Here is a 26725-nt window from a genome sequence, read left to right as displayed (position 1 = left end):
CCGGGTCGCCGGACGCACAACGGGGAAACGTGGGGTCACACCGCGAGCAGCCGGTCGAAGAAGGACCGGTACTTGTGGAGCGCGAGCCGCAGTTCCTCGGTTTCCACCTGGTCGCCCCGCTGCCACTGGCCCTCGAGCGACCGCTTGTGGTCGGCGAAGGTCGTGGCGAGGCTCTGGATGACGCCGGCGACCAGTTCGTCGGCGCGTTGGACGGCCTCGCGCGGGTTGTCGACGAAGTCGGCCTGGAGCGACCGCCACTGCTCGCGGTAGGAGTCCGCGTCGGTGTCGGTGAACAACGGGGCGTCCGCGTCGACGGACCGGTCGGGCGCGGGCTCGTCGACGTCGATGTGGTGGGTGTCGGCCACGTCGCCGCCGTCGGCCTCGTCGAGCGGCTCGTGGTCGTACGGGGTCCGGTCGTACGCGGTCTCGTGGTCGTGACGGCCGTCGCCCGGGACGTCGTGGGTCTCGACCCGGTCGTGCTCGTCGCGGACGAGGTCCTCGGTGGTCAACGGACGGGTTTCCTGGCGCTCGGTCATCTATCGCGCTTCCTCTCGCCCTCGGCCCAACAGGTCCTCGAACAGGGTCCGGTAGTGCACCATGGCCGCGCGGAGGTCCTCGGTGGACGCCTCGCCGCGCTCGTGGCGGGTGTTGATGTCGTGCGCTTCCCGGTAGTGCCCAAGGGTTTTCGCATGCGCGACCGACAGCAACGCGACCTGACGCTCGTGGCCGCCGTCGGTCGGGTACCCGCGCTCGGCCATGAGGTCGGTGACCAACCGATCGGCCTCGCCGACAGCGGTGGCGGGGTCGTCGACGAACTGCTCCTGCACCCGCGTCCAGTGCCGGGCGTAGCTCTCCCGGGTGGCGGCGTTCAACGGCCGGATGTCGAGCTTGGCGTACTCGCGCTCCCGCGCACTCAACTCCCGCTCCGCGGCCATGCGGTTGTCGGCCCCGGCCACCGCCCGCTCGTACTCGGGCCCGAACCGCCCACGCAACCGCCGGCGCTGGAGGGCGACCTTCAGCAGCACCGCGGCCCCGACGATCACGACCAGTACGACGACGACGCCGATGATGGTGCCGGTGGACATCTCATCCTCCTTGGCTCGGCTGGGTCTGCCGTTCGGATAACCGGCCGAGGAAGGACGTAAACGCGATTTCCAGTCATGACAAGGAGTTACGCATCGCGACAAGATCTCGGGCCGGAAAAACCTTTACCAGCCAACAAACTCGCCCGGACGGCCGCAGCCCGTCGAACATCCGGCGTATAGACCGACCGAATGCCCCCTGACGGGCAACCATCACGCCATCGCCTGCACCACAACGATTTCCGAGGCGAGCGAGTACAGCTACACCCGCCCGTCAGGCACCCGAGTGCACAACTCAGGGTGTCTGAACGCACAACTCGCAGTGCCCGAACGCATAACTCGCGCGTTCACGAACGCGACGACCACCGGCAGCACACCACCCAGCCCCGCTACACCACCCCAACACAAACCAAAGGGGCGCCACCAAGATCGGCGACGCCCCTCACCACCCCCACATCACCGGCTGACAGCACGCCGATACTGCCGAATGGCCAACGGCACGAACAACGCCAAGAAGACCACCACCCAAGCCAAGGTCATCAGCACCGGGTGCTGGAGCGGCCACACGTCCGCCGGCTTGAACGCCGGATTGGTGTTCCCGAACAGCTCACGAGCCGCCGCCGTCACCGCCGACACCGGGTTCCACTCCGCGAACACCTTGAGCGGTCCGGGCAGGTTGCTCTCCTGCACGAACGTGTTCGCGATGAACGTCAACGGGAAGATCACGACGAAGCTGGCGTTGTTGAACACCTCCGGGCTGCGCACCAGCAGCCCCACGATCGCCATTCCCCACGACACCGCGTACGCGAACAGCAGCAGCAGCGCGAACCCGGCCAGCGCCTCGAGGAACGACGAGTGGATGCGCCAACCGACCAGCAGACCCGTGATCGACATGACCACGATCACGATCACGTTGTTGACCAGGTCGGACGTCGTCCGGCCGATCAGCACCGCGGACCGCGCCATGGGCAGCGACCGGAACCGGTCGATCACGCCCTTCTGCATGTCCTCGGCCAGACCGGAACCGGTGATGGTCGAGCCGAACACCACGGTCTGGGCGAAGATGCCGGCCATCAGGAACTCCCGGTAGTCCATACCCGGGATCTCGATCGAGCCGCCGAACACGTACGCGAACAGCAGCACGAACATGATCGGCGACAACGTGGAGAACACCAGCAGGTCCGGGACCCGCTTGATCTTGATCAGATTCCGCTTGGCGACGACCGCGCCGTCACCGAGCGCCTGTGCGAAGCTCACTTCTCTCCCTGCTCTTCCTCGGTCGCGTGGCCGGTCAGCGTCAGGAACACGTCGTCGAGCGTCGGTCGACGCAGACCGATGTCGAGCACCTTCACCGACTCGGCGTCCAGCCGCCGCACGCCGTCGACCAGCACGGCCGCGCCCCCCGACACGGGGACGGTCAGCCGGTGTCCGCGCTCGTCGGCCGAGATGTCGCCGATCGCCAGCGGCGCCAGCACGGACCGCGCGGTCGCCGCGTCCTCCGCCGACGCCACGGTCAGCTCCAGCCGCTCGCCGCCGACCTGGTTCTTCAACTCGTCGGCCGTGCCCAGCGCGATGACCCGGCCGTGGTCGATGACCGCGATCTTGTCCGCGAGCCGGTCGGCCTCCTCCAGGTACTGGGTGGTGAGCAGCAATGTGGTGCCGCCGGCGACCAGCTCGGCGATCACGTCCCACATGCCCAGCCGGCTGCGCGGGTCAAGACCCGTGGTCGGCTCGTCCAGGAACAGCACCTCGGGCCGGGCGACCAGCGCGCCGGCCAGGTCGAGCCGGCGCCGCATGCCGCCGGAGTACCCCTTGACCGGACGGTCGCCCGCCTCCACGAGGTCGAAGCGCGCGAGCAGTTCGCGGGCGCGCTCCCGGCTGCCCTGCCGGCCGAGGTGGTAGAGCCGGCCGACCATGTCGAGGTTCTCGAACCCGGTGAGGTTCTCGTCGACCGCCGCGTACTGCCCGGACAGGCCGATCTTGCGGCGCAGTTCCTTGGCATCGGCGACGACGTCGAGCCCGGCGACCCGTGCCCTGCCCTCGTCGTGCTGCAAGAGCGTGGTGAGCACGCGCACCGTCGTCGTCTTGCCCGCGCCGTTGGGACCGAGCAGGCCCATGACGGAGCCCTGGGGCACCGTCAGGTCGAGTCCGTCGAGGGCGACGACCGACCCGTAGCGTTTGACCAGTCCTTCGGCCACGATTGCGTCTGCCATGCGCGCCATGATGGACCCGGGGTCCGACAATTTCGCGGGAATATCGGCCTCGTCGGCCTATTCTTCACCCCCGATCGGGTCACAGTTTGACAACCCGACCACCCACCGTCGACGTTGCGTGGGTGATCCGCAGAGCATCGAACGACGACCTGTCGACCCTGTTGCCGCTGGTGCGCGAGTTCTACGCGATCGACGGCCACGACTACGACGAACCGGTGGTCACCGCGGCCCTCGGCCCGCTGCTCGCCGACGACCGGCACGGCCAGGTCTGGCTGTTCGATCGCGGCTACGCGGTCCTGACCTGGGGCTGGTCCCTGGAATCCGGTGGCCGCGACGCGCTGCTCGACGAGTTCTACGTCGCCGACCGGGGCCGGGGCACCGGCGCCACCGTCCTCACCGGACTGGTCGACCAGGCCCGCGCCGCCGGCGCCCGCAAGATCTTCCTGGAGACCGAGGAACCCAACGACGCCGCGCGCCGCTTCTACCGCCGGCACGGCTTCGAGCCCGAACGCTCGACGTGGCTGAGTCGGACGCTCTAGACCGCCAAAAGGGTCGGCCCGCAGCCGTTCGTCCCAGTCGCAGGTGGTCGAACGGGTCCTCGGCGGTCGGGTCGACCAGCGACGGCAGCCCCTCGCCGGCCACCGGGAACCGGTCCCGCTTGAGGCTGCTGTTGCACGACGGGCACGCCGGCAGGTGGTTGAGCCAGTCGAACGTGCGCAACGGGTTGCGCGCCAACGGCTCGAAGTGGTCGATGTCCGTGCCCTGGCTGTCCGGGCGAATCACCCGATCGGGTAACTGTGAAAAGCAACCCCGGAGCGTGACAGCTCCGTCCTGGACACATGAGAAGCCTAGGAACCGCAATCGGTGCCGGTGCGCTGCTGGTCGCGCTCGCCGGGTGCGCCACGAGTCAGCCCAGCGTCGAGCCCGCGGCGGGTCCGGCGCTGACCACCGAACGCCCCAGCCCCACGCCGGCACCGGACCAGCCCACGTTCGACAGCCCGGTCCCCGAGGGCGGCAAGGAAGTCCCCCCGGCCAAGGTCGACGCCGCCCTGCTCCCCGAACAGCTCCCCAGGACCGTCTGGACCGAAGGCGACGGCTCGGTCCTCGGCGTGATCGGTCAGGAGGGCGGGTGCAGCAAGGCCTCCGTCGAGGTGGCCGAGCAGACCTCGACGAAGGTCAAGCTCGTGCTCGTCGAAACGGTCCCCAAGGAGGAGAAGATGTGCACGATGGACATCCGCTTCCCCCCGCTGACCGCCAAGATCGACGCACCGCTCGGTGACCGTCAGGTCGTCCTTGCGCACCGGCAGGACAAGAAGTAGGACGGAGCGGCGTCCGCGCAGGGCGCCGCCCACCTCCTACTTGCGGAACGAGATCTGCAACGTCGGCGCGGACGTCTCGGCGAAGAAGTCGTTGCCCTTGTCGTCCACGACGACGAACGCCGGGAAGTCCTCGACCTCGATCCGCCACACCGCTTCCATGCCCAGCTCCGGGTACTCCAGGACCTCGACCTTGCGGATGCAGTCCTGGGCCAGCCGCGCGGCCGGGCCGCCGATCGACCCCAGGTAGAACCCGCCGTGCGTGTCGCACGCGGACGTGACCTGCCGCGACCGGTTGCCCTTGGCGAGCATCACCAGCGAGCCGCCGGCGGCCTGGAACTGCTCGACGTAGGAGTCCATCCGGCCCGCCGTCGTCGGCCCGAACGACCCCGACGCGTACCCGTCGGGAGTCTTGGCCGGACCGGCGTAGTACACCGGGTGGTCCTTGAGGTACTGCGGCATCGGCTCGCCCGCGTCGAGCCGTTCCTTGATCTTCGCGTGCGCGATGTCCCGCGCCACGACCAGCGGCCCGGTCAGCGACACCCGCGTCTTCACCGGCAACGACGACAGCGTGGCCCGGATCTCGTCCATCGGCCGGGTCAGGTCGATCCGCACGACCTCGTCCGACAGGTCCTCGCCCCGCACGTCGGGCAGGAACCGGGCCGGGTCGCGTTCGAGCTGCTCCAGGAACACGCCCTCGGGCGTGATCTTCGCCTTGACCTGCCGGTCCGCCGAGCACGACACCGCGATGCCCACCGGGCAGGACGCGCCGTGCCGGGGCAGTCGGATCACGCGCACGTCGTGGCAGAAGTACTTGCCGCCGAACTGCGCGCCGATCCCGAAGTTCCGGGTCAGTTCCAGCACCTGCTGTTCGAGGTCGACGTCGCGGAACGCGTTGCCCAGCGGCGAACCCTCGGTGGGCAGGTCGTCCAGGTACCGCGCGGACGCCAGCTTCGCGACCTTCAGGTTCTGCTCGGCGGACAATCCGCCCACGACCACCGCGAGGTGGTACGGCGGACACGCGGCCGTGCCCAGGGAACGCAGTTTCTCGTCCAGGAACTTGGCCAGCCGCGACGGGTTCAGCAGCGCCTTGGTCTCCTGGTACAGGAACGTCTTGTTGGCCGAACCACCGCCCTTGGCCATGAACAGGAACTCGTACTTCGGTTCCGTGCCGGGCGCGGCGAACAGGTCGATCTGCGCGGGCAGGTTCGTGCCCGTGTTCTTCTCGTCCCAGAACGTCACCGGCGCCATCTGCGAGTAGCGCAGGTTCAGTTCCTGGTACGCGTCGAAGATGCCGCGCGACAGCGCTTCCTCGTCGGTGCCGCCGGTCAGCACGGATTCGGTGCGCTTGCCCAGCACGATCGCGGTGCCGGTGTCCTGGCACATCGGCAGCACGCCGCCCGCGGAGATGCACGCGTTGCGCAGCAGGTCCATGGCGACGAAGCGGTCGTTGCCGCTGGCCTCGGGGTCGTCGACGATCGCGCGCAACTGGGTCAGGTGCGAGGACCGCAGCAGGTGCTGGATGTCCCGGATCGCCTCCTTGGCCAGGAGGGTCAGCGTCTCGGGCGCGACGGTGAGGAACGTCCGCCCGGCGGCCTCGACCGTCGAGACGCCCTCGGACGTCACCAGGCGGTACTCGGTGCGGGTGTCCTTGGCCAACGGCAGGACGTCGCGGTACTGGAACGGTGTGGTGGGCACAGCGGGCACGTCGCGGGCTCCCTTGCGCGCGTTCGGATTCCGCCGAACCTATACCGATCCGTTCCCGCCGTCCGCCCGCGACCGCTGTGATTCACGTCCTCCGCGGGCGGGAAACCCCGGAAATGCGGAAGGCCGGGCCGGCCCCCGACCGCCCCGACCTTCCTCGGCAGGCGACCGCCTCCACGTCGGAACGTGGAGGCGTCGCTTGGCTTCGTAACGCACGACCGTGCCGTGAGCCGGGTCACAAGTCAACCCGGCCGAACAGGTGAGGCGTCTCAGCTCGCGTAGGCGCGCAGCTTGGCGGCACGCTCGCCCTGGCGCAGCTTGGACATGACCTCGCGCTCGATCTGCCGGACCCGCTCGCGGGACAGGCCGAACTGCTTGCCGATCTGGTCGAGCGTGCGCGGCTGGCCGTCCTCCAGGCCGTAACGCAGCCTGATCACGGCCTGCTCGCGCGGCTCCAGCGTGGCCAGCACGCGGCGCAGGTCGTCCTGGAGCAGCCCGGAGATGACCGCGCTCTCCGCGTCCGTGGCGTCGGAGTCCTCGATGAAGTCGCCCAGCGGGGCGTCCTCCTCGGCACCGACGGGCATGTCGAGGCTCACCGGGTCACGGGCGTGGTCGAGCAGGTCGGCGACCTTGTCCGGGGTGAGCCCGGATTCCGCCGCCAATTCGTCGGTGGTGGCCTCCCGGCCGAGTTGCTGGTGCAGATCGCGCTTGATCCGCGCGAGCTTGTTCACCTGCTCGACCAGGTGGACGGGAAGGCGGATGGTGCGGCCCTGGTCGGCCATTCCCCGGGTGATCGCCTGGCGAATCCACCACGTGGCGTACGTGGAGAACTTGAAACCCTTGGTGTAGTCGAACTTCTCCACCGCGCGGATCAATCCCAGGTTCCCCTCCTGGATCAGATCGAGCAGCGGCATTCCACGACCGGTGTAACGCTTGGCGAGCGAAACGACCAGACGAAGATTCGCTTCGAGAAGGTGGTTCTTCGCGACATGTCCGTCGCGGATCAACTCGCGCAGTTCGGAGCGGCGCGTCGGCGACAACGTCGTGTCGGTCTCCGACACGTATTGCGCGAAGACGCCGGCTTCGATGCGCTTGGCGAGTTCGACCTCCTGTGCGGCGGTCAGCAGCGCTGTCTTGCCGATCCCGTTCAGGTACACCCGAACCAGGTCGGCGGCCGGTCCCTGGGCGTCGAGGTCCAACTCGGCGCCGGTGACGGTCGTGTCGTTCCCGACCTCGCGGTCGAGGACCTTCGGGACGGTCATGGAACTCCCTCCCCCTTCGCGGGCTGGCGTGCGGTCGCGTCACACACCCGCGCTGCGGCGCGGCGAGCCTTTCGGCACCGGTCTTCCGCCGCCTGCTTGGCTGGACACTTGGGGAAACGTTGTGCGGATCGAAATGGTTCCCGCTTCCCTCATCCTGCAAGACGTCACTGCCGTCACAGCGGTTGCGCCCGGAATCCTGAGATTTGGCTGAGAGCCGATCTAGAGTTCGACCAACACGGTGAACGGACCGTCGTTCACGCTGCGCACGGACATCATCGCCCCGAAACGCCCTGTTTCGACCCTGGCCCCCCTGGCCCGCAGTTCCGAGACCACCGCGTCGATCAACGGCGCGGCGTGCTCGGGCCGTGCGGCGGCGGTCCACGACGGCCGCCGCCCCTTCCGTGTCTCGCCGTAGAGTGTGAATTGGCTCACCACGAGTAGGGGTGCGCCGGTGCCGGCGCACGACTCCTCGTCCCGCAGCACGCGCAACTCGTGCAGCTTCCTGGCCATCAGCGGCGCCTTCGCCGCGTCGTCGTCCACGTGCACGCCGAGCAGGACGAGGAGACCGGGCTCCGAGATCGACCCGACCACCTCGCCCGCCACGGTCACGCTCGCCTCGGTGACGCGGGCCACGACCGCCCTCACGCGGGCACGACCATGCCCCGCCGCACCATGTCCCGCACGATCGGCACCGCGGCCTCGGTCAACGCGTCCAGGGGCAGGTCGTGCGCGTAGGCCAGCAACGCCACCAGGTCCGCCAACGGCAGCACGCCCCGGAACCCGGCCACCAGCGCGGCCGTCGCGGCGTCCACCTCCTGCTGCCACCCCGGACCGTCCGTGCGGTGCAGGCGGCGCACGACCGACTCCCAGCCCTCGTCGGTGGGCGCGGACACCTCTTCGAGCACCACGGTGTCCGGCACCGTGAACCGCGTCGCCAGCAGCGACTCGGCGTCGCCGTGCGCCCGCAGCCACGCCACGCGGTCCAGCCACGCGGCCGACTCCGGGCCCAGCGGGTCGTCGTAGGCGTGGCGCAGGTCTTCGCACACCACGTCGCCGTGCGCGGCGCCGGTGCGCCGCAACGTCACGAACCCGAACCCGATGCCCTCGACGTCGTTCTCGGCGAACCAGTCCAGCCAGGCACCGGCCTTCGCCCGGCCCTCGGCCGACCGCGGGTCGACGCCCGCGTCACGCAGCCACGTGCCCACGTACAGCGCCGGGTCGGCCACGTCGCGCTGCACGAACCACGCGTCGACGCCGCGCGGCAGCCACCCCGTCACGCGGTCCGCCCAGTCCTCGCCTCGCCGGTGCACCCACGACACGAGGAGCTGCCCGACGCCGCCCTCGGTCAGGAACGCGGGCAGCTGCCGGACCACGAGCGCGCTCGCGTCGTCGCCGGCCAGACCGGAGTCGCGGTACACGTAGTCCACGCGCGGCGGACCGACCACGAACGGCGGGTTGCACACCACCTGGTCGAACCGGCGGTTGCGCAGCGGGGCGAACCACTCGCCGCGCCGCAGCTCCACGTCCAGCCCGTTGAGCCGGAACGTGCCCGCCGCCAACGCCAGCGCGCGCTCGGACACGTCCGTGGCCGTGATGCTTTCGGCGTGCCGTGACGCGTGCAGGGCCTGCACGCCGCACCCGGTGCCCAGGTCGAGCAACGAGCCCACGGGCCGGCGTGACGTCGCCCGCGCCAGGCTGATGGACGCGTGCCCGACGCCGAGCACGTGGTCGGCCGGCACCGGGCCGCCGCGCTGGTCCGCGTCCAGGTCGGCGATCACCCACCACGAGCCCTCGTCGTCGCCGTAAGGGCGGATGTCGAGCCCGGCACGCAGCCGGTCACCGTCGCCGCGCACCACCTCGGCGCCGAGCGCGACGTCCAGGTCGACGCCGGGCAACGCCTTCGCCACGGCGTCGGCGTCCTCGGCATCGCCGAGCAGGAAGAGCCTGATCAGGGTGCCGAGCGCACCGCTGTCCAGGCTGGCCCGCCGGGCCGCCTCGGGTTCGCCGCGGCCGAGCGCGGCGTGCGCCTGCGGGCCGAGCACGTCCACCACGCCGTCGGCGTCGTAGCGCGCCGCTTGGAACGCCTCACGCAACCGCGTGGCCAGTTCACCGGAAAGGTCTGAGAGCACGCCCAATCCTCGCGCACGGGCGCGGTCAAGGGGCGGTACGGGTGACGGTCAGCGCGATCGCCATCGCGAGCCGCTGGTCGGGGTCGTCGAGGGCGAGCGCGGTGACCTCGGCCATGCGCTGCATCCGGTAGCGCAACGTGTTCGGGTGTACGGACAGCGCGCGTGCCGCCTCGCGGGCGTCGCCCTGGGCCGCGAGCCAGGCGCGCAACGTGTCCGCGTACCGCGTCCCGTGCTCGACGTCGTGCCGGACGAGGTCGGCGACCGGTCCGCGCGACGGTCGTCGACCGGAGTCCGCGACGGCGGCCAGCCGGCCGAGGAGCACGTGGGCCCACGCGTGGTCGTAGACGACCGGCTCACCGGTGGACAGCGCGAGGCACTCATCCGCTTCGTTGCGCGAGGACGGCAGGTGCACGGCGTCCGCCCGGCCGCCGATCCCGGCCGGGACGAGGACCTCCGGCGGCAGTTCGCGGCGCAGCGCCTGCACCCACTCGACCGCCGCCGCGTCGTCCTCGCCGCACGGCACCACGGTGTAGAGGACGTTGCCGAACAACGCGCTGCGACCAGGACGTGACCAGCCGAAACCCGCCGTGGCCCGCTCGAACGCCAGCAGCGCGGCACCGTGTTCGCCCTCGCCCGCGTGCGCCTGCACGGCGATCACCCGCAGATCGCCCGCGGGCAGGCCGAGCCGGGCGAGGTCCGCGGGCTCGCCACCCTCCAGCAGGCTGATCACCAGGTCGGCCTCGGCCTGCCGCTCCAGGTCCGAGCTGGCGCGTGCGCGCAACAGATGCAGGGCGGCCGTCCGCGCGCCGTCGACCAACGCCGAGTGGCGCACCGCGTCGACGTCGGCGTCCACCTCGACCCAGACCGAACCGAGCAGCTCACGCCCCGCGCGCACGGCCGCCACCAGTCGGCCGCCCAACGACGGCGTCAACCTGGGCACGAACAACGGCTCGTCGGTCCGCGCCAAGTGCGTGAACACGCCGTAATCGTCCAACGCCCGCCGTGCCTCCTCAGGCACGCGACGGCCCAGGATCGTCTGCACGCGCACGTCGTCCACGCCCTGCTGCCGGTACGAGTACGCGAGCACCCGGGACTGCTGGTCCTCGATCGTCACCGGCCCGCCGACCACGGCCGCGATCGCGTCGGCCACCGCGAACAGGTCGGCCGCGCCCTTGCGCTGACCGCCGAGCACGAGCGTCTGCGCCACGTTCGCCAACTGCCCCCACGGCACGGACGGGTCCACCAGCAGCACCGCGGCGCCCGACCGCCGGGCCGCCACCGCGACCCGTTCGTCGAGCGGCGGCCGGCCGTGCAGCACCACCGCTGCCGCCTGCGTGCCGCCGACCAGGCGTGCCGCCGCGGCCGGGGAGGGGACGCCCAGACCCAGCAGCACGTCGTCGGTGGCGGTCGCGGTCCGCTCGACCGGGTCGTGCAGGGCCACGCCGCGCAGTTCCACGTCCCGGCCGCGCGGCGCGCAGCACAGGTGCGTGCCGAGGCTGCCGAGCACGTCCACCAGTCGATCAAGGGCGACCACCACCGGATCGTACGGCCGCGTCCGGTGTCGTCGGCGAAATAGGCCATCCGGTCAGGTGACGCGTCCGGCGAGGTGGGACGATGGTCGGGGAGGTGGTCTCGTGGGCAATCCCGAACCGGTGCTCATCACCGAGGCGGCGCACTCCTTCGAGGACCAGCACGCCGCACGCAAGCGCAAGTACATGATCATGATGGGCGCACGTTTCCCGTGCCTGCTGCTGGCGATGGTCTTCTACCGGACGTGGTGGCTGGCGCTCGCGTTCATCGTGCTCTCCATTCCGTTGCCGTGGATGGCCGTGCTGATCGCCAACGACCGCCCGCCCCGCAAGAAGGAGGAGCCGAACCGCTTCGAGCGGGAGCGCCGCGCGCTCGAAGCGCGCGGCCACCAGGTCATCGACGGCTGACTCAGAAGGTGAACCCGCCCAGCAGGTCGTTCATCCGGCGCGCGGTCGTGGTGAGCGTGCCCGCCGACGCCCGGGTGGCGGCGGCGCCGTCCGCCGTCGACGACGCCGACGAGGCGATGCCGTCCAGGTGAGCCTGGATGTCGGACGTGATCGTGCCGACCTCGCCGACGCTGGTGACGATGCCCTCGGTCGTCCGGGACTGCTCGTCCACGGCGGAGGAGATCCGCTGCTGGTCGTCGTTGATCCGGCCGACCACCGTGCAGATGCCGTCGATGGAGCCGACCGTCTCGCCGGTCACCTGCTGGATCACGCCGATCTTGTTCTTCACGTTCTCGGTGGCCCGTGCGGTCTCCTGCGCCAGGTCCTTCACCTCGGCCGCCACGACCGCGAACCCGCGACCGGCCGCACCCGCACGGGCCGCCTCGATGGTCGCGTTGAGCGCCAGCAGGTTGGTCTGCTCGGCGATCGAGGTGATGGCGCCGACGATCTCGCCGATCTCCGCGCTCGCCACCCGCAGCCGTTCCACGCCGGACGCCGCGGTCTCCGCGGTCCGCGCCGCGCCCGTCGCCGAGTCGACCGCCGTGGAACTGGCGCTCGACACGCTGCGCACGGCGTCGCTGATCCGCTCGGACGCCTGCGCGATCCGGCCGACCGCGTCGGTGACCTGCCCGGCGGACCTGGTGGCCTCGCCGGTGCGCGTGACCGTCTCGTCGACGGCCTGGCCCAGTCGTCGTGACACGGCGTCGAGGTCGCCGCCCGCGCCGAGCAGCGCGTCCGCGTCCGAACGCACGGTCACGAGCACCTCGCGGATCGACGCGGACGCGTCGTTGAGCGCACCGGCCATCTCGCCGAGTTCGTCGTCGCGGACGACCTCGACGCGCTGCGTGAGGTCCTTGCCGGCCAACGCCTTGAGCGCGCGGACCATGGCCTTCATCGGCCGGTCGATCGCGCGGAACGTCCACCACGCCAGCAGGACGAAGCCGACCACGGCCAGCGCGCCGCACGCGATGATCAGGCCGAGGCCCGACAGACCGGCCGCGTCGGCCAGTCGCCGCTGCTCCTCGACCGCGGCGCCGAGGTCGTCGTCCAGCGTGCCGAGCTTGTCCTCCAGGCTGGAGAACATGGTCATGAACGCGTCGACCTGGGCGTTCGCCGCCGCGTGGTCGGTTCGCGCGAGGTCGACGACCTTCTGGGCCAACGCGGTGTAGTCGACGACGAGCGGGCGCACGGTCTTGAACTCGTCGAGCAGCGACGCGGGCGCCAGCGAGGCGGCCTGGTCGAAGTCCGACAGCATGTCCGACACGTGCTCGGCGGTCTCCTCGACGCCCAGCGCCCCGCGCTGCTCGTCCGAGGTCGCGTACAACGCGGCCATCACGTCGGCGCGCAGGCCGTCGTGCATCATGTCCGCGTTCCACTGCGCGCTCATCGCGGCGCTGACACGCGCGAGCGTGGCCGTCTCCCGTGACTGGGAACCGTTCACGAACGCGGCCACGGCGATGATCACCCCGATGGCGATCGCGCCCACCACGGCGCACCCCAGCACCCGAAGCCTGATCGTCACGCGCATGTCGCTCCTCCGCCCGTCAGACCGCCAGTACGGCCTCGGGCGCCCGGACCTGAGCCCGACGGCGACGCGTCCCCCGATCAGGCGGTGAGCGCGACGGCGACCTCGGCGGCCAGGCGGGCGTTGCCGAGCACGAGCGCCTCGTTGGCGTCCAGGCTCGCGCCGTCGCTGTGCTCGTGGAAGTGGCGCAGCAGGCGGGGCGTGACGTCCTTGCCGTGCACGTCGGCGGTCAGCCGGAGACCTTCGTCGAGCAGTCGGTCGTGCAGTCCGCGCGGCATCTCGAACGCGGCCGGCACCGGGTTGACGAGCAGGATCCCGGTCCGCCGCGCGTGCACGACCCTCGCGACCGTCCGCGCGTCGTCGACCCGCCACGGCACGTCGAACTCGGATTCGCGCAGGTAGAACGCCGGGAACCGGTCCGTCCGCCAGCCGAGCACAGGCACGGAGCGCGTTTCGAGCACCTCCAGCGTGGCACCGATGTCGAGGATCGACTTCACGCCGGAGCACACGACCAGCACGGGCGCCCGGGCGAGCACGTCCAGATCGGCCGACACGTCCCAGCTGCCGCCCCGGTGCACGCCGCCGAGACCGCCCGTGGCGAACACGCCGATGCCCGCCTCGTGGGCGAGGGTGGCCGTGGCCGCGACGGTCGTCGCGCCGTCGAGGCCCAGGGCCTGCGCGACGCCCAGGTCGCGCCGGGAGAGCTTGGCCAGTCCGGCGTCCGGGTCGCACACCCGGTCCAGCTGCGCCGGGGTCAGCCCGATCCGGGGAACGCCGTCGAGCACCGCGATCGTGGCCGGGGTGGCACCGGCCGCCCGGACGGCGTCCTCGATGCGCCCGGCCACCTCGCGGTTGCGGCCCGGCGGCAGCCCGTGCGCCAGGATCGTGGACTCCAGGGCGACGACGGGACGGCCTTCGGCCAGGGCGTCGCGGACCTCTCCGGTGGTGCTCGGCGCGCTCACGAGGCGGCATCATCCCAGCTAAGCTGAGGCCGTGAGCACCCAGACCCTTCCCGAACTCGACACCAGGCCGGAAGGCACGGACACCACCGGGGACGACGCCCCGAAGATGTTCCACTACGTGCGCAAGAACAAGATCGCCGAGTCGGCGGTCATGGGCACGCACGTGGTGGCCCTGTGCGGCGAGGTCTTCCCGGTGACCAAGAGCCCCAAGCCCGGCTCCCCGGTCTGCCCGGACTGCAAGAAGATCTACGAAGGCCTCCCCAAGGGCGGCGACTAGCCCAACCTCCGCGCGAGTCCTCCACTCGGACACCCTGAAACACGCGCTCAGGCACCTCCGATCAGGTCACCCACCCGCGAGTTGTGCATTCAGGCACCGCGAGTCGTGCGTTCGGACACCGCGAAATGTGCGTTCGGGCACTCCCAGGCCCGTCCCGAACGCGTATTTCGGGGTGTCCGAACGCGTAGTTCAGGGTGCCTGGGTGGAGGACTCGCGGGGCGGCAGGGGCTCGGGAGCGTCGGAGCGGATGCGCTCGGCCTCCCGCTCCAACTCCAGCCGACGCCAGCGGCGGCGCTGCCGACGGGTCATCCGCGCCGGCCAGGTGTCCTGGATCGCGCTGTTGAAGTACGCGCCGATGGTGATCGCCAGCCCGATCGAGTACGCGAACAGCAGGAACGCGATCGGCGTCGCCAACGCGCCGTAGGTGTAGCCCGTGGTCGTGATCCACCGGATGTACAGCCGCAGCACGATCGACGACAGCACGAACACCGCCATCGCCAGCACCGCGCCGGGCACGAGCCGGTGCCACGGCAGCTTGCGCGGCAGCGACAGCTTGTACAACGTCGCCAACGCCACCACCAGCAGCACCGCGATGCCCGGGTAGTACAGCGCGCTCAACCACCGCTCGACCTGCCACGCCGCCGGGAACAGCGCGCCGAGCCAGTCCGGCCCCAGCGCGAGCACCGGCAGGCCGACGACCAGCAGCACCAGGCTCGCCATGTACAGCAGCAACGCGAAGATCCGCTGCCACACCTCGTTGCGCACGCCGTACTGGTCGTGCGCCTCGGTGATCGCGTCCACGAACGACGACATCGCCGACGACCCCGCCCACAGCGAGATCAGGAACCCGATCGACACGATCTCGCCCTTGCCCGTGGTCAGGATCTGGTCCACGGTCGGTTCGATCACCCCGGACACCACGTCGTGGCTGAAGATCGTCAGGCACGTGGAGATGATGCGGTCCTTCACCGCGCCCACGACGTCCGGTCCGAGCCAGTCGCCCACGTACCCCATGCTGCCCAGCAGTCCCAGCAGCAACGGCGGGAACGACAGCACCTGCCAGAACGCGGCCTCGGCCGACTCGGAGAAGATGCTGTGCTCCCACGCCTTCGACAGCGTGCGCGCCAACAGACGCAGCGGCCCGTTGCGGGCACGACCGCGTCCTGCGATGTCGTTAGGCGACCTCATCTCAAGGTCAAGCATGCTGCATCGCCTCCGGATTCGCGGCATCGGTGCCGAGTACCCGTTCGGCGCAACCGGTAGGCTGTCGGTGCCCTCGACGGCCATCCGCGACGAGGGCATTCCCATGTGCACCACCGTTGATCAGCGAGAAGGGGTCCGAGGTTGGCGCAACCGCAGGTCGCATCGACCCGTCCGCTCCGCGCTTGGCAGCGGCGTGCGCTCACCAAGTACCTCGCCGCGAAGCCGCGCGACTTCCTCGCCGTGGCCACGCCCGGTGCCGGCAAGACCACGTTCGGTCTCCGCGTCGCCGCCGAACTCCTCGCCGACCGCACGATCGAAGCCGTCACGATCGTCACGCCCACCGAGCACCTCAAGCACCAGTGGGCGCAGGCCGCCGCCGAGGCGGGGCTGGCCATCGACTCGAACTTCCGCAACACCAACGCGGTCACCTCGCGCGACTTCCACGGCGTCGCGCTCACGTACGCACAGGTGGCCGCGCACCCGACGCTGCACCGCGTGCGCACGGAGAACCGCAAGACCCTGGTCCTGCTCGACGAGATCCACCACGGCGGCGACGCCAAGTCGTGGGGCGACGCCATCCGCGAGGCGTTCACGCCCGCCGTGCGCCGACTGTGCCTGACCGGGACGCCGTTCCGCAGCGACGACTCGCCCATCCCGTTCGTGTCCTACGAACCCGGTCCGGACGGCGTGCAGCGCAGCCGTGCCGACCACCTCTACGGCTACTCGGACGCGCTCAAGGACGGCGTCGTCCGCCCGGTGATCTTCCTGGCCTACTCGGGCGAGGCGAGCTGGCGGACCAGCGCGGGGGAGGAGTTCTCCGCGCGTCTGGGCGAGCCGCTCACGCAGGAGCAGAACGCCCGCGCGTGGCGCGTGGCCCTCGACCCGACCGGCGAGTGGATGCCGTCCGTGCTCAAGGCCGCGGACCAGCGGCTGACCCAGTTGCGGTCGGGCGGCATCCCGGACGCGGGCGGCCTGGTCATCGCCACCGACCAGACCGTGGCCAAGGCGTACGCCGAGATCCTCCAGCGCGTGACCGGCCACGACGCCACGCTCGTGCTCAGCGACGACCCCAAGGCGTCCGGGCGCATCGCCGAGTTCGCGGCGTCGCAGGAGCGCTGGCTGATCGCCGTGCGCATGGTGTCCGAGGGCGTCGACGTGCCGCGACTGGCCGTCGGTGTGTACGCGACCAGTTCGTCGACGCCGTTGTTCTTCGCCCAGGCCATCGGTCGGTTCGTGCGGCAGCGGGTGAAGGGCGAGACGGCCAGCGTGTTCCTGCCCAGCGTCCCGGTGCTGTTGGGCCTGGCCAGCGAGCTGGAGCAGCAACGCGACCACGTCCTGGGCAAGCCGCACCGCGAGAAGGACGGCTGGGACGAGGAGCTGCTCGCCCAGGCCAACCAGGTCAAGGACGAGCCGGGCGAGGAGGAGCGGGCGTTCACCGCGCTGGGCGCCAGTGCCGAGCTGGACCAGGTGATCTACGACGGGTCGTCGTTCGGCACGGCGGCGTTCGCGGGCAGCGACGAGGAGCAGGAGTACCTGGGACTGCCGGGGCTGCTCGAGCCCGACCAGGTCCGTGCGCTGCTGCGGCAGCGTCAGGAGAAGCAGCTCGTCGACGCGGGCAAACGCCCGGTGGCCGCCCCCGTCGCTCCGGCTCCGACGCGTCCGGCGAGTGTCCAGGAGCGTCTGGCCCAGTTGCGCAAGGAGCTCAACACGCTGGTGGCCATGTACCACCACCGCACCAAGAAGCCGCACGGCAAGATCCACAACCAGCTGCGCGAGTACTGCGGCGGCCCGCCGACCGCCATGGCGAGCATCGAGCAGCTCGAGGAACGCATCGCCACGCTCCGCTCCTGGTAGCCCGCGAGTCCTCCGCTCAGGCACTCCGAAACACGCACTCGGGCAGGCCCGACCGCACGCACGGGCCCCGGACATGCAGGGGGGCGGGGACCTCACGGTCCCCGCCCCGGACGGCTATGGGTTGCTCCGGGCCCGAAGCCCGAGTGATGTCAGCCCTGCTGCAACTCGGCAGCCAGCTCGCGCAGCTTGGAGTTGTGCTCGCGGGCGTGGTGCCCGCAGAACAGCAACTCGCCTCCCGAGGGGAGGATGGCGCGAACCTGGGCAGCAGCCCCGCAGCGGTCGCAGCGGTCGGCGGCGGTCAACGCGGGGCGGGTGAGCGTCGTAGTCATGGAAATCTCCCTCCGTCCCGGCACCGGGGGTCGGTGCCCTCACTCCTTGCTGCGACCACATCGCACGTGGCGGGTGCGCGGTGCTCGCCGGTTCCACTCTTGCAGACGCACGGGCGTTAGTCAGTGTTCCCGACGTCGTGGCGACCCGTGTCACTTCCGATTTACCCGGTGACCAGGTCCGCGGAACCCGCCGACCTCCACCGGATCGCCGGATGGGTCGTCACGTTCCGCTGTCGCAGCAAGGGATTCCGGTACCTCGTTGCGACATCCGGCCGAACGGCAATGGTCCGGAAGGTGTGCGTCAAGTGGGCCACACTGTGACCGGAGACACTTTTGTACGCCCAGCGCGAACAGGGGCCGGTATTCCACGATCCGGACGCATCACGTCCGGTTCACCGCCGCGCCAGAAGGTCCACAAGCGACCGGAGCCCCCTCCCACGGCAGGGGAGGGGGCTCCGAACGGATCGAAAACCTAGTCCAGGTAGTCGCGCAGCACCTGCGACCGGGACGGGTGGCGCAGCTTCGACATCGTCTTCGACTCGATCTGCCGGATGCGCTCGCGCGTCACGCCGTAGACCTGGCCGATCTCGTCCAACGTCCGCGGCTGGCCGTCGGTGAGGCCGAACCGCAGCCGCACCACGCCCGCCTCGCGTTCGGACAGCGTCGCCAGCACGGACTGCAACTGGTCCTGGAGCAGCGTGAACGACACCGCGTCCACGGCCACCACGGCCTCGGAGTCCTCGATGAAGTCGCCGAGCTGCGAGTCGCCCTCGTCGCCGATCGTCTGGTCCAGCGAGATGGGCTCCCGGGCGTACTGCTGGATCTCCAGCACCTTCTCCGGGGTGATGTCCATCTCCTTGGCCAGCTCCTCCGGGGTGGGCTCACGGCCCAGGTCCTGGAGCAGCTCGCGCTGGATGCGACCCAGCTTGTTGATGACCTCGACCATGTGCACCGGGATGCGGATGGTGCGGGCCTGGTCGGCCATCGCGCGGGTGATCGCCTGGCGGATCCACCACGTCGCGTACGTGGAGAACTTGTAGCCCTTGGTGTAGTCGAACTTCTCCACCGCGCGGATCAGACCCAGGTTGCCTTCCTGGATCAGGTCCAGGAACGCCATGCCGCGGCCGGTGTAGCGCTTGGCCAGCGACACGACGAGGCGCAGGTTCGCCTCCAGCAGGTGGTTCTTGGCCCGCTCGCCGTCGCGCACGATCCAGCGCAGGTCGCGGCGCAGCTGCGGGGTGAGCTTCTCGCTCTCCTCCTCGGCCCGGCGCACCCGCTCGGCGGCGTAGAGGCCGGCCTCGATCCGCTTGGCGAGTTCGACCTCCTCCTCCGCGTTGAGCAGGGCGACCTTGCCGATCTGCTTGAGGTACGCGCGGACGGAGTCGGCGGACGCGGTGAGCTCCGCGTCCTTGCGTGCCTGCCGCAGCGCCTCGGACTCCTCCTCGTCCCAGACGAAGTCGCCTTCGCCGGGCTTGGCGGTCTCCTCCTCGGCGGGCTCTTCCTCGACCGGCTCGTCGATCAGTTCGACGTCGTCGACCAGGTCTTCGGCGTCGGGGGCGGCTTCGAGGTCTTCGGGCTCGTCGCCTTCGCCCGCCTTCTTGGCCTTGACCGGGCCGGCGGCGGCCTTCGCCGCGGTCTTGCGCGGTGCCCGCGTCGCGGTCTTGGCCGCACCGGTCTTCGCGGCCGGCTTCTTGGCCGGCGCCTTCCTCGCCGAGGTGGCCTTGGGCGTCTCCTCGGCGTCAGCCTTAGCTGCCTGGGTCGTCTTCGCGGCTGCCACGTACGCCCTTTCGCGACTGTCGATCAAGGCAAACCGAAGGGCGCGAACCTCGGTCGCCGGAGTACGGGGGGAAGCCCGCCGGATCGTTCGTCAGCGGGGCACCGTTCCATTGTAACGACGAGAATCGCGTGCCGGTGCGCCCCGCCGGCTCCCGACCTTCGGCGGCACGCGTTCTCGCAGGTAGCGGACGTGCGGTTATGAGTGGGTCCCGTGCGCGGCGGCGACCGCGGCGCCCACGATGCCCGCGTCGTTCTTCAACGCGGCGGCCACGACCTCCGTCCGCGCCTCGAGCAGCGGCAGCCACTTCTCGGCCTTCTTGCTCACCCCGCCGCCGGCGATGACGAGATCCGGCCAGATCAGGTTCTCCAGCACGGACAGGTAGCGGCTCACGAGCGGCGTCCACTCGGCCCAGGACAGGTTCCGGTCCTCCTTGACCGACGCGGCGGCCCGCTTCTCCGCGTCGTGCCCGTCGACTTCGAGGTGGCCGAACTCGGTGTTGGGCACGAGGCGGCCGTCGAGGAACAACGCGCTGCCGATGCCCGTGCCGAACGTCAGCAGCACGACCGTGCCGGCACGTCCCACGCCCGAGCCGAACCGCATCTCGGCCAGGCCCGCGGCGTCGGCGTCGTTGAGCACGACCACGTCCTCGGTGGGCCTGCCCAGGCGCCGGGCGAACAGGGCCGCGGCGTCCGTGCCGATCCAGCCCTTGTCGACGTTGGCCGCGGTGTGCGCGACGCCGTGCTTGACCACGCACGGCAGCGTGACGCCGACCGGGCCGGTCCAGTCGAACTTGGCCACGATCTCGGCGACCACGTCCGCGACGGCGTCCGGTGTCGACGGCTGCGGAGTCGTGACGCGAAGTCGTTCGCCGTCGAGCGTGCCCGTTTCCAGATCGACGAGTCCGCCCTTGATCCCCGAGCCGCCGATGTCCACACCGAACCCGCGGGAGCTGCCCATCCCCGTGGCCCTTCCTACTCGATTCAGGAACGTGATCCGCAGACATTAGCCTGCGTTTCACCGATAGTCCCGTGTGAGTGACGCAGGAGGAACAGTGCGTTTCGATGCCGGCCGACTGGTCGAAGTCGCCGTCGAGGTCGCGACCGAGGCGGCGGAACTGGTGCGGACGAGTCGGGAGACGGCCGTCGCCGAGGTGGACACGAAATCCACGGTGACGGATGTGGTGACGGCCGCCGACCGCGCTTCCGAACAGCTCGTGCGCGCGCTGCTCGCGACGCGCCGGCCCGGTGAACCGGTGATCGGCGAGGAGGAGGGCGGCACGGCCGCGGTCGAGGGGCTGACCTGGGTTGTCGACCCGATCGACGGCACCGTGAACTACCTGTACGGCATCCCGCACTACGCGGTGTCGATCGCGGCGCAGGTGGACGGGGTGTCGGTGGCGGGTGCCGTGGTGGAACCGGCGAGCGGCCGGGTGTGGACGGCGGCGGCCGGCGGTGGTGCCTGGTTGGACGGGCGTCGCCTCGCGGTGTCCGCGGTCACCCGGCTGGAGGTCTCACTGCTGGGCTACGGGTTCGCCTACCGTGCCGACCGCCGGCAGCGGCAGGCCGAGACGTGGGCGGCCATGGCCACCCGCGTGCGCGACATCCGACGGGCGGGCGCGGCTTCGTTGGACCTGTGCGCCGTGGCGGCCGGGCGGTTGGACGCCTATGCCGAGCACGCGTTGGGTCGGTGGGACTGGGCGGCCGGCGCGCTGCTGGCGAAAGAGGCCGGTGCCGTCGTGCTGCTGCCGGGCGAGGCCCCGGAGTTGGGCGCCGACGCGACCTTCGCGGCGGCTCCGGGAATCGCGGACGCATTGCGCGCGACGCTCGCGGAAAGCGGCTTCGGAAAGGTCTGAACCAATTTCGGGAGTGGGTAGCGCCACATTTCACCCGATTCGCGCAAGAGCGTCACACGATTCGCGGTGTCCGGGCACGGTGAGTACGCGGAAGTCCGATCCGAGTCCACGACTCGCGGTGTCGAACACACGACTCGCGCATTCGCGCCGGTGTTTCGCCGATCAGCAGTGGACGTCGCGGGCGGCGTCGAGGTGGTCCTGGTCGATCGACGGCGGCGGGTTGCCGTCGGCGGCCTGGCCGCCCTGGCGGTCCGGGTGCTGCTCGGCCCACGCGGTCAGCCCGTCGAGCACCTTGCGGGCGTCGTGGTTGGGCTTGAGTTCGCTGAACTTCTTGCCGACGGAGACGTCGACGGTCGCGTCCTGGCGTTCGTCGCGCACCAGCTCCAGGCACGGCGCGAGCAGGCTCAACGTCCGGGCCGCGCCCGCGCCGGGCGCACCGAACCTGATCTGGCCGCGGCACTCCATGTCCTGCGCCGGGTAGACCGGGTCGTTGTCCGGCTCGGCGGCCTGCTGCAACCCCAGCTCGGTCAGCGTGGTCGCCACGAACCGCGCCTGGTTGCGCTGCGTGCTTGCGTTGAACACCCGGAAGTGGACATCGCTCGCCGGAACGGGGTCCGTGCGGTCCAACGCGTCGTGACCGAGCACCGTGCCCCGCGCGGCCTGCGGCATCGTCTCCCCGGCCGGCTCCCCGGTCGGCACGACGGACGACGGCACGTTCCCGGGCGTGTTGCACCTGATCGCGGCGTCCACGTCGCCCGCGTCGGCCAGCACGCCGTTCCAGACCACCACCGCCGTGACCCCCAGCACCAGGAACAGCACAAGGGCCGGTACCGGCCGCCGCTTCCGGTACCGCGACGACCCCGCACTCGCCGATCCCGGTCCCACGTCCGCCGACCTCCCCTGGGCAGTGCTGATGACGATCAGGCTATGCCGACACCCGCGCGACCGCGCTCCGGGCCACCCGGTCGCGACGGTCGGCACCCCACCCCGTGCGGTACGCGTCCACCACCGGTCGGCAAGCCTGTTCCCGAAGCCTATCGGGCCTGCGTGCGAAGGTCCTGTCACCCGTCTGCTCAATTAGGGGGAACCCGCTGCGCGACACCTTGCGCGATGAGCTACCCTCTCGGCGCTCCGCACACGGCCGGACACCGGAAAAGCGTCGACGTCCAGGGGGTTGACGCCCGGCCGTGCGAGGGAGACCTCCGTCACCGAGGCGGAGGGCACAAACAGGGGCGCTGGTGCGTTTACCAGCGACACGAACAGTCTCCATGTGACCGCAGGGGTGAAAGAAGATGGCGACCGACTACGACGCACCGCGTCGCAGCGAGGCCGACGAACTCGCTGAAGACTCCCTCGAGGAGCTGAAGGCGCGGCGCAACGAAACGCAGTCCGGCGTCGTCGACATCGACGAGGACGCGTCCGCCGAGAACTTCGAGCTGCCGGGCGCCGACCTGTCCGGTGAAGAACTGACGTTCAAGGTCCTGCCGAAGCAGGCGGACGAGTTCACGTGCTCGAAGTGCTTCCTCGTGCACCACCGCAGCAGGCTCGCCGAGGAAGTGAACGGGCAGTACGTCTGCCGCGACTGCGCCTGATCGAAGCCTTTCGACCGGGCACGACTTTCTGGGCGCTCACCCCACCGCCGGGGTGGCGCCCAGGAGGCAGTCTCCCGACACGGTCAGCGCGAGTCGCGCAGCACGCGGGCCAGTTCGTCCGCCGACCGCACGCTGAACAGCCAGTACGGCGTCGGGTCCCGCGGGTCCTCGACCCGCACCTTCACCACCGGGCCGACCCATCCCCGGTGCGCGACGAAGGCCATCGGGTCCAGGTTCGGACCCATCGCCTTCCGCTTGGTCTTCGCGTCGAACACCTCGACCTCGCCGAGCAGCGCCAGCGGCACGTGCGCCGCGCCCACCCGCAGCTCGCCGTCGGACACCTCGACCCGCAGCGCGCCCATCCGCACGATCAGCAGCACGGCCAGCGGGACCGTGATCAGGTAGGGCAGCCACGACCGGACGCCGGGGAAGCCCATGTGGATCTCGGCGGCCAGCAGCACGGCGGCGGCCAGCGGCAGCGGCCAGCCCCACCAGGGCACGTACTGCCGCTCCCGGAAGGCGGTCGGGACGGTTGCGGAGGTCTCGCTCACGCCACCAGGGTAATCTCGCGCGCCGTGCCCAGCGTCGAGGTCCTGCTCTCCCGGCTCGATCCGTCCGTCCCGCTCCCGTCGTACGCGCGTCCCGGCGACGCCGGCGCGGACCTGGTGACCACCAGCGACGTGGTGATCGACCCCGGCGAACGCGCCGTGGTCGGCACCGGGATCGCGATCGCGCTCCCCGAAGGCTATGCCGCGTTCGTGCACCCGCGCAGCGGTCTGGCGGCCAAGGTGGGCTTGAGCGTGGTCAACACGCCCGGAACGATCGACGCGGGCTACCGGGGCGAGATCAGGGTCTGCCTGGTCAACCACGACCTCCGGGCACCCGTCGTGCTGGCGCGCGGCGACCGGATCGCCCAGTTGGTCGTGCAGAAGGTGGAACACGCGGTGTTCCGCGAAGTCGATGGACTTCCCGACTCCGAACGGGGTGCGGGAGGCTACGGCTCTACTGGCGGGCACGAGGTGCTCGCCCGGACGGAGGGGTGATCGATGTTCGGAAGGCGCCGCAAGCGCGGTAGGCACTCCGCGAACCGGGGGACGGCGCAGCCGGAGGTCGAGGTCGGGCTCGACGACGACCGGCCCGAACACGGCCCGTTCGACGAGGCCGACACGCCCGACGACGGCCTGAACCGGCTCGACCTCGGCTCGATCCGCTTCCCGGTGCCCGAGGGCGCCCAGCTCCAGGTCGAGATGGACCCGGCGGGCGCGGTGCGCGCCGTGCACCTGCTGACCACGCTGGGCCAGCTCACCGTGAGCGCGTTCGCCGCGCCGCGCACGGAGAAGCTGTGGCCCGAGGTGGGCGCCGAGCTGATCACCCAGCTCAAGGGCGACGGGTTCCGCATCAACCGGGAGAACGGCGAGTGGGGCGAGGAGATCTCGGCCCGCAACAACGAGGTGCACCTGCGCTTCGTCGGCGTCGACGGCCCGCGCTGGATGGTGCGCGGCGTCGCGGCGGCACCGTCCGAGGACCAGGCCGACCACGCCCTGGTCGCGCTGCGCGAGGTGCTGCGGCTCACCGTCGTCGTGCGCGGCGAGCAGCCCATGCCGGTGCGCACGCCGCTGCCGGTCGAGCTGCCCGACGCCATCGCCCGGCACATCCAGGCCCAGCAGCAACAGCAGCAGGGCTGACCCGGCCGGACCGCCGCCGCCCGGGTGAACCGGCGCGGCGGCGTGCCGATCCGGGGAATCCCCGACGTGACCCCTGATGAGACGGGGTGTCGAACGGCCCGACAGGGTACGACGAAGTCGTGACGGCGGATCCTCCCCCGGTCGGATACCACCGCCGTGGCGCGCGGTTACCCTGACCGGTGGACGGCCTCGCAGCGAGGCCAACGAAGCACCCAGGAGTCGGGGATGACTGGTTCTGGGGGCGGCTACTGGCGCCGCCTCGTGCGTCGGCTGACCACCGACGTCAGCGAGTTGGACGCCGACGACCTGTCGCGAAAAGCCGAGGAGATCGGCGCCGTCCGGGCGTGCGACTGCAAGTCCGGCGAGGAGGTCACGGTGCTCGGCCGGCTGCGCACCGTCGAGCTGTGCCCGCGCGACGCGGCGGCCACCCTGGAGGCCGAGCTGTACGACGGCACCGAGGGCGTCACGCTGGTGTGGCTGGGCCGCCGCCGCATCGCCGGCATCGAACCCGGTCGGACCATAAAGGCCAGAGGACGGATCGCGGTCCGCGACGGCCGTAAGGTCCTCTACAACCCCTACTACGAGTTGCAGAACGCTTCATGACCTCTACGCAAGAGCCCGAGAAGCAGCCCACGATGCTCGAGCAGATGGGCGGCGTGCCCGGCCTGGTCTTCTCGTCGCTGCCCGTCCTGGTGTTCGTCCTGGTCAACATGTTCGCCGGGCTCCTGCCCGCGATCTGGGGTTCGCTGGGCGCGGCGGTCGTCATCGGCGTGGTGCTCGCCCTGCGCAAGGGTTCGATCCAGCCGGCCGTCTCCGCGGTGTTCGGCGTCGGCATCGCCGCGTTCATCGCTTACAAGACCGGGTCGGCCAAGGGCTTCTTCCTGTTCGGCATCTGGCAGAGCCTGGTCTACGGCGGCGCGTTCGTGCTGTCGATCCTGCTGCGCCGACCGCTGGCGGGCCTGATCTGGAGCTTCCTCAACGGCCAGGGCATGGCGTGGCGCAAGGACCGGGCCTCGGTCCGCGACTACGACATCGCCACGCTGGTGTGGGCGCTGGTGTTCTTCGCCCGGTTCGCCGTGCAGCGCTGGCTCTACGAGGAGGACCAGGTCGGCTGGCTCCTGGTGGCCCGGCTGTCGATGGGCTACCCGCTGATGGCGTTGGCCCTGGTCGCCACGGTGTGGGCGGTGCGGCGCTCGGACAAGCGCCTCAAGGCCGCGGCCGAACTCGAAGAGGCCGAGAACGCCGCCGCCGAGGAGCGACTGCGGGCCGAGGCCGTGCGCACCGAGGACGGCACCGCCCGCGACTGACCGCGCGAGTCCTCCGCTCGGACACCCCGAAACACGCACTCGGACACCCCGAAACACGCGTTCGGACCTTCGTCGGGTCGTCGGGACCGCTCACGCGCGGTCCCGACGAGACCTGATCAGACGATCCGGAACTTCTGGTTCGCACCGCCGTGGCACTGCCACTGGATGATCTGCGCGCCGTCCGACGAACTGGCGCCCGACACGTCCACGCACTTGCCCGCGAACGTCCGGATCACCACGCGCCCGTCGCCCTGGTCCTCGATCCGGAACTTCTGGTTCGCGCCGCCGTGGCACCGCCACTGGATGATTTTCGCGCCGTTCGACGAGCTCACGCCGGACACGTCCACGCACTTTCCGGCGAACGTCCGGATCTCCACCTGCCCGTTGCCCGCGTTCACGATCGAGAAATCCTGGTTCGCGCCGCCGTGACAGCTCCACTGGATGATGTTCGCGCCGTCGCCCCCGCTCGCACCGGACACGTCGACGCACTTGTCCGCGAACGTCAGGAACCGCACATCGTCCTGCGCGGACGCGCTTCCGAGGCCCAGACCTGCGGCGACGAGACCGGCGGTCGCCAAGAGCACCGTGGACAACCTGGCCGTGACCCGCATGTTCGACCACTCCCTCCGTGGTTCACGCGAAAGCGGCCGAAACCGGCCGCCGCGCACCACCATTCGCCC

29 protein-coding genes are annotated in these 26725 nt (G+C 70.7%); 11 read left to right on the top strand and 18 right to left on the bottom strand.

Going from position 1 to position 26725, the window contains the following annotated elements; genetic code table 11:
* Positions 1 to 35 precede the first annotated feature (35 nt).
* The 4 genes from F4559_RS34595 to F4559_RS24565 all read right to left on the bottom strand — a co-directional run bounded on the left by F4559_RS34595 (position 36) and on the right by F4559_RS24565 (position 3295).
* Positions 36 to 536: a hypothetical protein gene (locus F4559_RS34595; protein ID WP_221447367.1), complete on the bottom strand. Its 501-nt coding sequence runs from the start codon at positions 534 to 536 to the stop codon at positions 36 to 38.
* Positions 537 to 1085: a hypothetical protein gene (locus F4559_RS24575; protein WP_184672481.1), complete on the bottom strand. Its 549-nt coding sequence runs from the start codon at positions 1083 to 1085 to the stop codon at positions 537 to 539.
* A gap of 453 nt (positions 1086 to 1538) precedes the next feature.
* Positions 1539 to 2339 (bottom strand): ABC transporter permease, encoded by an 801-nt coding sequence (locus F4559_RS24570; RefSeq protein ID WP_184672479.1) that lies wholly within the window; start codon positions 2337 to 2339, stop codon positions 1539 to 1541.
* Complete coding sequence (locus F4559_RS24565; protein WP_184672477.1) at positions 2336 to 3295, bottom strand: efflux ABC transporter ATPase subunit, DrrA-related; 960 nt, start codon at positions 3293 to 3295, stop codon at positions 2336 to 2338. The genes F4559_RS24570 and F4559_RS24565 overlap by 4 nt, the downstream gene beginning before the upstream one ends.
* A 122-nt stretch (positions 3296 to 3417) precedes the next feature.
* On the opposite strand from F4559_RS24565, the gene F4559_RS24560 reads away from it, so the two are divergent.
* On the top strand, positions 3418 to 3834 hold the full coding sequence (locus tag F4559_RS24560; RefSeq protein WP_312865801.1) for a GNAT family N-acetyltransferase: 417 nt from the start codon (positions 3418 to 3420) through the stop codon (positions 3832 to 3834).
* Between the two features lie 300 nt (positions 3835 to 4134).
* Entirely contained in the window at positions 4135 to 4614 is a 480-nt protein-coding gene (locus F4559_RS24555) for a hypothetical protein (protein WP_184672473.1), read from the top strand.
* Between the two features lie 36 nt (positions 4615 to 4650).
* Here F4559_RS24555 and F4559_RS24550 read toward each other — a convergent pair whose 3' ends face one another.
* From F4559_RS24550 to F4559_RS24530, 5 genes are all read right to left on the bottom strand, one after another.
* Positions 4651 to 6309: a fumarate hydratase gene (locus F4559_RS24550; protein ID WP_184676156.1), complete on the bottom strand. Its 1659-nt coding sequence runs from the start codon at positions 6307 to 6309 to the stop codon at positions 4651 to 4653.
* A gap of 275 nt (positions 6310 to 6584) precedes the next feature.
* Positions 6585 to 7577: a sigma-70 family RNA polymerase sigma factor gene (locus tag F4559_RS24545; protein WP_184672471.1), complete on the bottom strand. Its 993-nt coding sequence runs from the start codon at positions 7575 to 7577 to the stop codon at positions 6585 to 6587.
* A 219-nt stretch (positions 7578 to 7796) separates the two neighbouring features.
* The gene (gene dtd, locus F4559_RS24540; RefSeq protein ID WP_184672469.1) at positions 7797 to 8222 is read right to left on the bottom strand and encodes a D-aminoacyl-tRNA deacylase; all 426 of its coding nucleotides are present in this window, start codon (positions 8220 to 8222) and stop codon (positions 7797 to 7799) included.
* Positions 8219 to 9706 carry a DUF7782 domain-containing protein gene (locus F4559_RS24535; protein ID WP_184672467.1) on the bottom strand — a complete coding sequence of 496 codons (1488 nt, stop codon included), beginning with the start codon at positions 9704 to 9706 and terminating at the stop codon, positions 8219 to 8221. Before F4559_RS24535 ends, dtd begins: the two co-directional genes overlap by 4 nt.
* 25 nt (positions 9707 to 9731) lie before the next feature.
* Positions 9732 to 11240, bottom strand: a complete 1509-nt coding sequence (locus tag F4559_RS24530; protein ID WP_184672465.1) for a PucR family transcriptional regulator — start codon at positions 11238 to 11240, stop codon at positions 9732 to 9734.
* A 100-nt stretch (positions 11241 to 11340) separates the two neighbouring features.
* On the opposite strand from F4559_RS24530, the gene F4559_RS24525 reads away from it, so the two are divergent.
* Entirely contained in the window at positions 11341 to 11643 is a 303-nt protein-coding gene (locus F4559_RS24525) for a DUF3099 domain-containing protein (RefSeq protein WP_184672463.1), read from the top strand.
* A gap of 1 nt (position 11644) precedes the next feature.
* On the opposite strand, the gene F4559_RS36550 is transcribed toward F4559_RS24525, so the two are convergent.
* On the bottom strand, positions 11645 to 13204 hold the full coding sequence (locus F4559_RS36550) for a methyl-accepting chemotaxis protein (protein ID WP_184672461.1): 1560 nt from the start codon (positions 13202 to 13204) through the stop codon (positions 11645 to 11647).
* A gap of 83 nt (positions 13205 to 13287) precedes the next feature.
* Positions 13288 to 14169, bottom strand: a complete 882-nt coding sequence (locus tag F4559_RS24515) for a pseudouridine-5'-phosphate glycosidase (protein ID WP_184672459.1) — start codon at positions 14167 to 14169, stop codon at positions 13288 to 13290.
* A gap of 31 nt (positions 14170 to 14200) precedes the next feature.
* Here F4559_RS24515 and F4559_RS24510 point away from each other — a divergent pair, with 31 nt between their 5' ends.
* The gene (locus tag F4559_RS24510; RefSeq protein ID WP_184672457.1) at positions 14201 to 14446 is read left to right on the top strand and encodes a DUF3039 domain-containing protein; all 246 of its coding nucleotides are present in this window, start codon (positions 14201 to 14203) and stop codon (positions 14444 to 14446) included.
* A gap of 189 nt (positions 14447 to 14635) precedes the next feature.
* Here F4559_RS24510 and F4559_RS24505 read toward each other — a convergent pair whose 3' ends face one another.
* A complete protein-coding gene (locus F4559_RS24505; protein ID WP_184672455.1) occupies positions 14636 to 15649 on the bottom strand; it encodes a YihY/virulence factor BrkB family protein in 1014 nt (337 codons plus the stop codon).
* Between the two features lie 141 nt (positions 15650 to 15790).
* Between F4559_RS24505 and F4559_RS24500 the strand changes: the two genes are divergently transcribed.
* Positions 15791 to 17503 (top strand): DEAD/DEAH box helicase, encoded by a 1713-nt coding sequence (locus F4559_RS24500; RefSeq protein ID WP_184672453.1) that lies wholly within the window; start codon positions 15791 to 15793, stop codon positions 17501 to 17503.
* A 149-nt stretch (positions 17504 to 17652) separates the two neighbouring features.
* On the opposite strand, the gene F4559_RS24495 is transcribed toward F4559_RS24500, so the two are convergent.
* From F4559_RS24495 to ppgK, 3 genes are all read right to left on the bottom strand, one after another.
* Positions 17653 to 17832, bottom strand: a complete 180-nt coding sequence (locus F4559_RS24495; RefSeq protein WP_184672450.1) for a DUF7455 domain-containing protein — start codon at positions 17830 to 17832, stop codon at positions 17653 to 17655.
* Positions 17833 to 18304: 472 nt separating this feature from the next.
* The gene (locus F4559_RS24490; protein WP_184672448.1) at positions 18305 to 19636 is read right to left on the bottom strand and encodes an RNA polymerase sigma factor; all 1332 of its coding nucleotides are present in this window, start codon (positions 19634 to 19636) and stop codon (positions 18305 to 18307) included.
* A 168-nt stretch (positions 19637 to 19804) separates the two neighbouring features.
* A complete protein-coding gene (ppgK, locus tag F4559_RS24485) occupies positions 19805 to 20566 on the bottom strand; it encodes a polyphosphate--glucose phosphotransferase (protein ID WP_184672446.1) in 762 nt (253 codons plus the stop codon).
* A gap of 94 nt (positions 20567 to 20660) precedes the next feature.
* On the opposite strand from ppgK, the gene F4559_RS24480 reads away from it, so the two are divergent.
* The gene (locus F4559_RS24480) at positions 20661 to 21461 is read left to right on the top strand and encodes an inositol monophosphatase family protein (protein ID WP_184672444.1); all 801 of its coding nucleotides are present in this window, start codon (positions 20661 to 20663) and stop codon (positions 21459 to 21461) included.
* A 162-nt stretch (positions 21462 to 21623) separates the two neighbouring features.
* Here F4559_RS24480 and cei read toward each other — a convergent pair whose 3' ends face one another.
* Positions 21624 to 22346, bottom strand: coding sequence for an envelope integrity protein Cei (gene cei / locus F4559_RS24475; RefSeq protein ID WP_184672442.1), 723 nt, complete (start codon positions 22344 to 22346; stop codon positions 21624 to 21626).
* Positions 22347 to 22753: 407 nt separating this feature from the next.
* Between cei and F4559_RS24470 the strand changes: the two genes are divergently transcribed.
* Positions 22754 to 23053, top strand: a complete 300-nt coding sequence (locus F4559_RS24470; protein ID WP_184672440.1) for a DUF4193 domain-containing protein — start codon at positions 22754 to 22756, stop codon at positions 23051 to 23053.
* A gap of 83 nt (positions 23054 to 23136) precedes the next feature.
* Here the strand turns inward: F4559_RS24470 and F4559_RS24465 are convergent, their stop codons facing one another.
* Positions 23137 to 23604, bottom strand: a complete 468-nt coding sequence (locus tag F4559_RS24465; RefSeq protein WP_184672438.1) for a DUF3093 domain-containing protein — start codon at positions 23602 to 23604, stop codon at positions 23137 to 23139.
* A gap of 24 nt (positions 23605 to 23628) precedes the next feature.
* On the opposite strand from F4559_RS24465, the gene dut reads away from it, so the two are divergent.
* The 4 genes from dut (at position 23629) to F4559_RS24445 (ending at position 26045) form a co-directional block, all read left to right on the top strand.
* On the top strand, positions 23629 to 24096 hold the full coding sequence (gene dut, locus F4559_RS24460) for a dUTP diphosphatase (RefSeq protein ID WP_184672436.1): 468 nt from the start codon (positions 23629 to 23631) through the stop codon (positions 24094 to 24096).
* 3 nt (positions 24097 to 24099) lie between these two features.
* Positions 24100 to 24738, top strand: a complete 639-nt coding sequence (locus F4559_RS24455; protein ID WP_184672434.1) for a DUF3710 domain-containing protein — start codon at positions 24100 to 24102, stop codon at positions 24736 to 24738.
* A 225-nt stretch (positions 24739 to 24963) separates the two neighbouring features.
* Positions 24964 to 25341 carry an OB-fold nucleic acid binding domain-containing protein gene (locus tag F4559_RS24450; protein WP_184672432.1) on the top strand — a complete coding sequence of 126 codons (378 nt, stop codon included), beginning with the start codon at positions 24964 to 24966 and terminating at the stop codon, positions 25339 to 25341.
* Positions 25338 to 26045: a DUF3159 domain-containing protein gene (locus F4559_RS24445; protein ID WP_184672430.1), complete on the top strand. Its 708-nt coding sequence runs from the start codon at positions 25338 to 25340 to the stop codon at positions 26043 to 26045. Before F4559_RS24450 ends, F4559_RS24445 begins: the two co-directional genes overlap by 4 nt.
* A gap of 116 nt (positions 26046 to 26161) precedes the next feature.
* Here the strand turns inward: F4559_RS24445 and F4559_RS24440 are convergent, their stop codons facing one another.
* Positions 26162 to 26656 (bottom strand): RICIN domain-containing protein, encoded by a 495-nt coding sequence (locus tag F4559_RS24440; RefSeq protein ID WP_184672428.1) that lies wholly within the window; start codon positions 26654 to 26656, stop codon positions 26162 to 26164.
* Positions 26657 to 26725 lie beyond the last annotated feature (69 nt).

Source organism: Saccharothrix violaceirubra, assembly GCF_014203755.1.
Lineage (GTDB): Bacteria > Actinomycetota > Actinomycetes > Mycobacteriales > Pseudonocardiaceae > Actinosynnema > Actinosynnema violaceirubrum.
The sequence above is the reverse complement of the archived record's forward strand: the minus strand, read 5'-3'. Positions and strand labels throughout refer to the sequence as shown.

Coding starts and splice junctions, on each gene's coding strand:
- F4559_RS24505 (WP_184672455.1), bottom strand. CDS start 15,649: ATGCTTGACCTTGAGATGAGGTCGCCTAACGACATCGCAGGACGCGGT.
- F4559_RS24455 (WP_184672434.1), top strand. CDS start 24,100: ATGTTCGGAAGGCGCCGCAAGCGCGGTAGGCACTCCGCGAACCGGGGG.
- F4559_RS24470 (WP_184672440.1), top strand. CDS start 22,754: ATGGCGACCGACTACGACGCACCGCGTCGCAGCGAGGCCGACGAACTC.
- F4559_RS24575 (WP_184672481.1), bottom strand. CDS start 1,085: ATGTCCACCGGCACCATCATCGGCGTCGTCGTCGTACTGGTCGTGATC.
- F4559_RS24555 (WP_184672473.1), top strand. CDS start 4,135: ATGAGAAGCCTAGGAACCGCAATCGGTGCCGGTGCGCTGCTGGTCGCG.
- ppgK (WP_184672446.1), bottom strand. CDS start 20,566: ATGGGCAGCTCCCGCGGGTTCGGTGTGGACATCGGCGGCTCGGGGATC.
- F4559_RS24545 (WP_184672471.1), bottom strand. CDS start 7,577: ATGACCGTCCCGAAGGTCCTCGACCGCGAGGTCGGGAACGACACGACC.
- F4559_RS24450 (WP_184672432.1), top strand. CDS start 24,964: ATGACTGGTTCTGGGGGCGGCTACTGGCGCCGCCTCGTGCGTCGGCTG.
- F4559_RS24565 (WP_184672477.1), bottom strand. CDS start 3,295: ATGGCAGACGCAATCGTGGCCGAAGGACTGGTCAAACGCTACGGGTCG.
- F4559_RS24440 (WP_184672428.1), bottom strand. CDS start 26,656: ATGCGGGTCACGGCCAGGTTGTCCACGGTGCTCTTGGCGACCGCCGGT.
- F4559_RS24445 (WP_184672430.1), top strand. CDS start 25,338: ATGACCTCTACGCAAGAGCCCGAGAAGCAGCCCACGATGCTCGAGCAG.
- F4559_RS34595 (WP_221447367.1), bottom strand. CDS start 536: ATGACCGAGCGCCAGGAAACCCGTCCGTTGACCACCGAGGACCTCGTC.
- F4559_RS24495 (WP_184672450.1), bottom strand. CDS start 17,832: ATGACTACGACGCTCACCCGCCCCGCGTTGACCGCCGCCGACCGCTGC.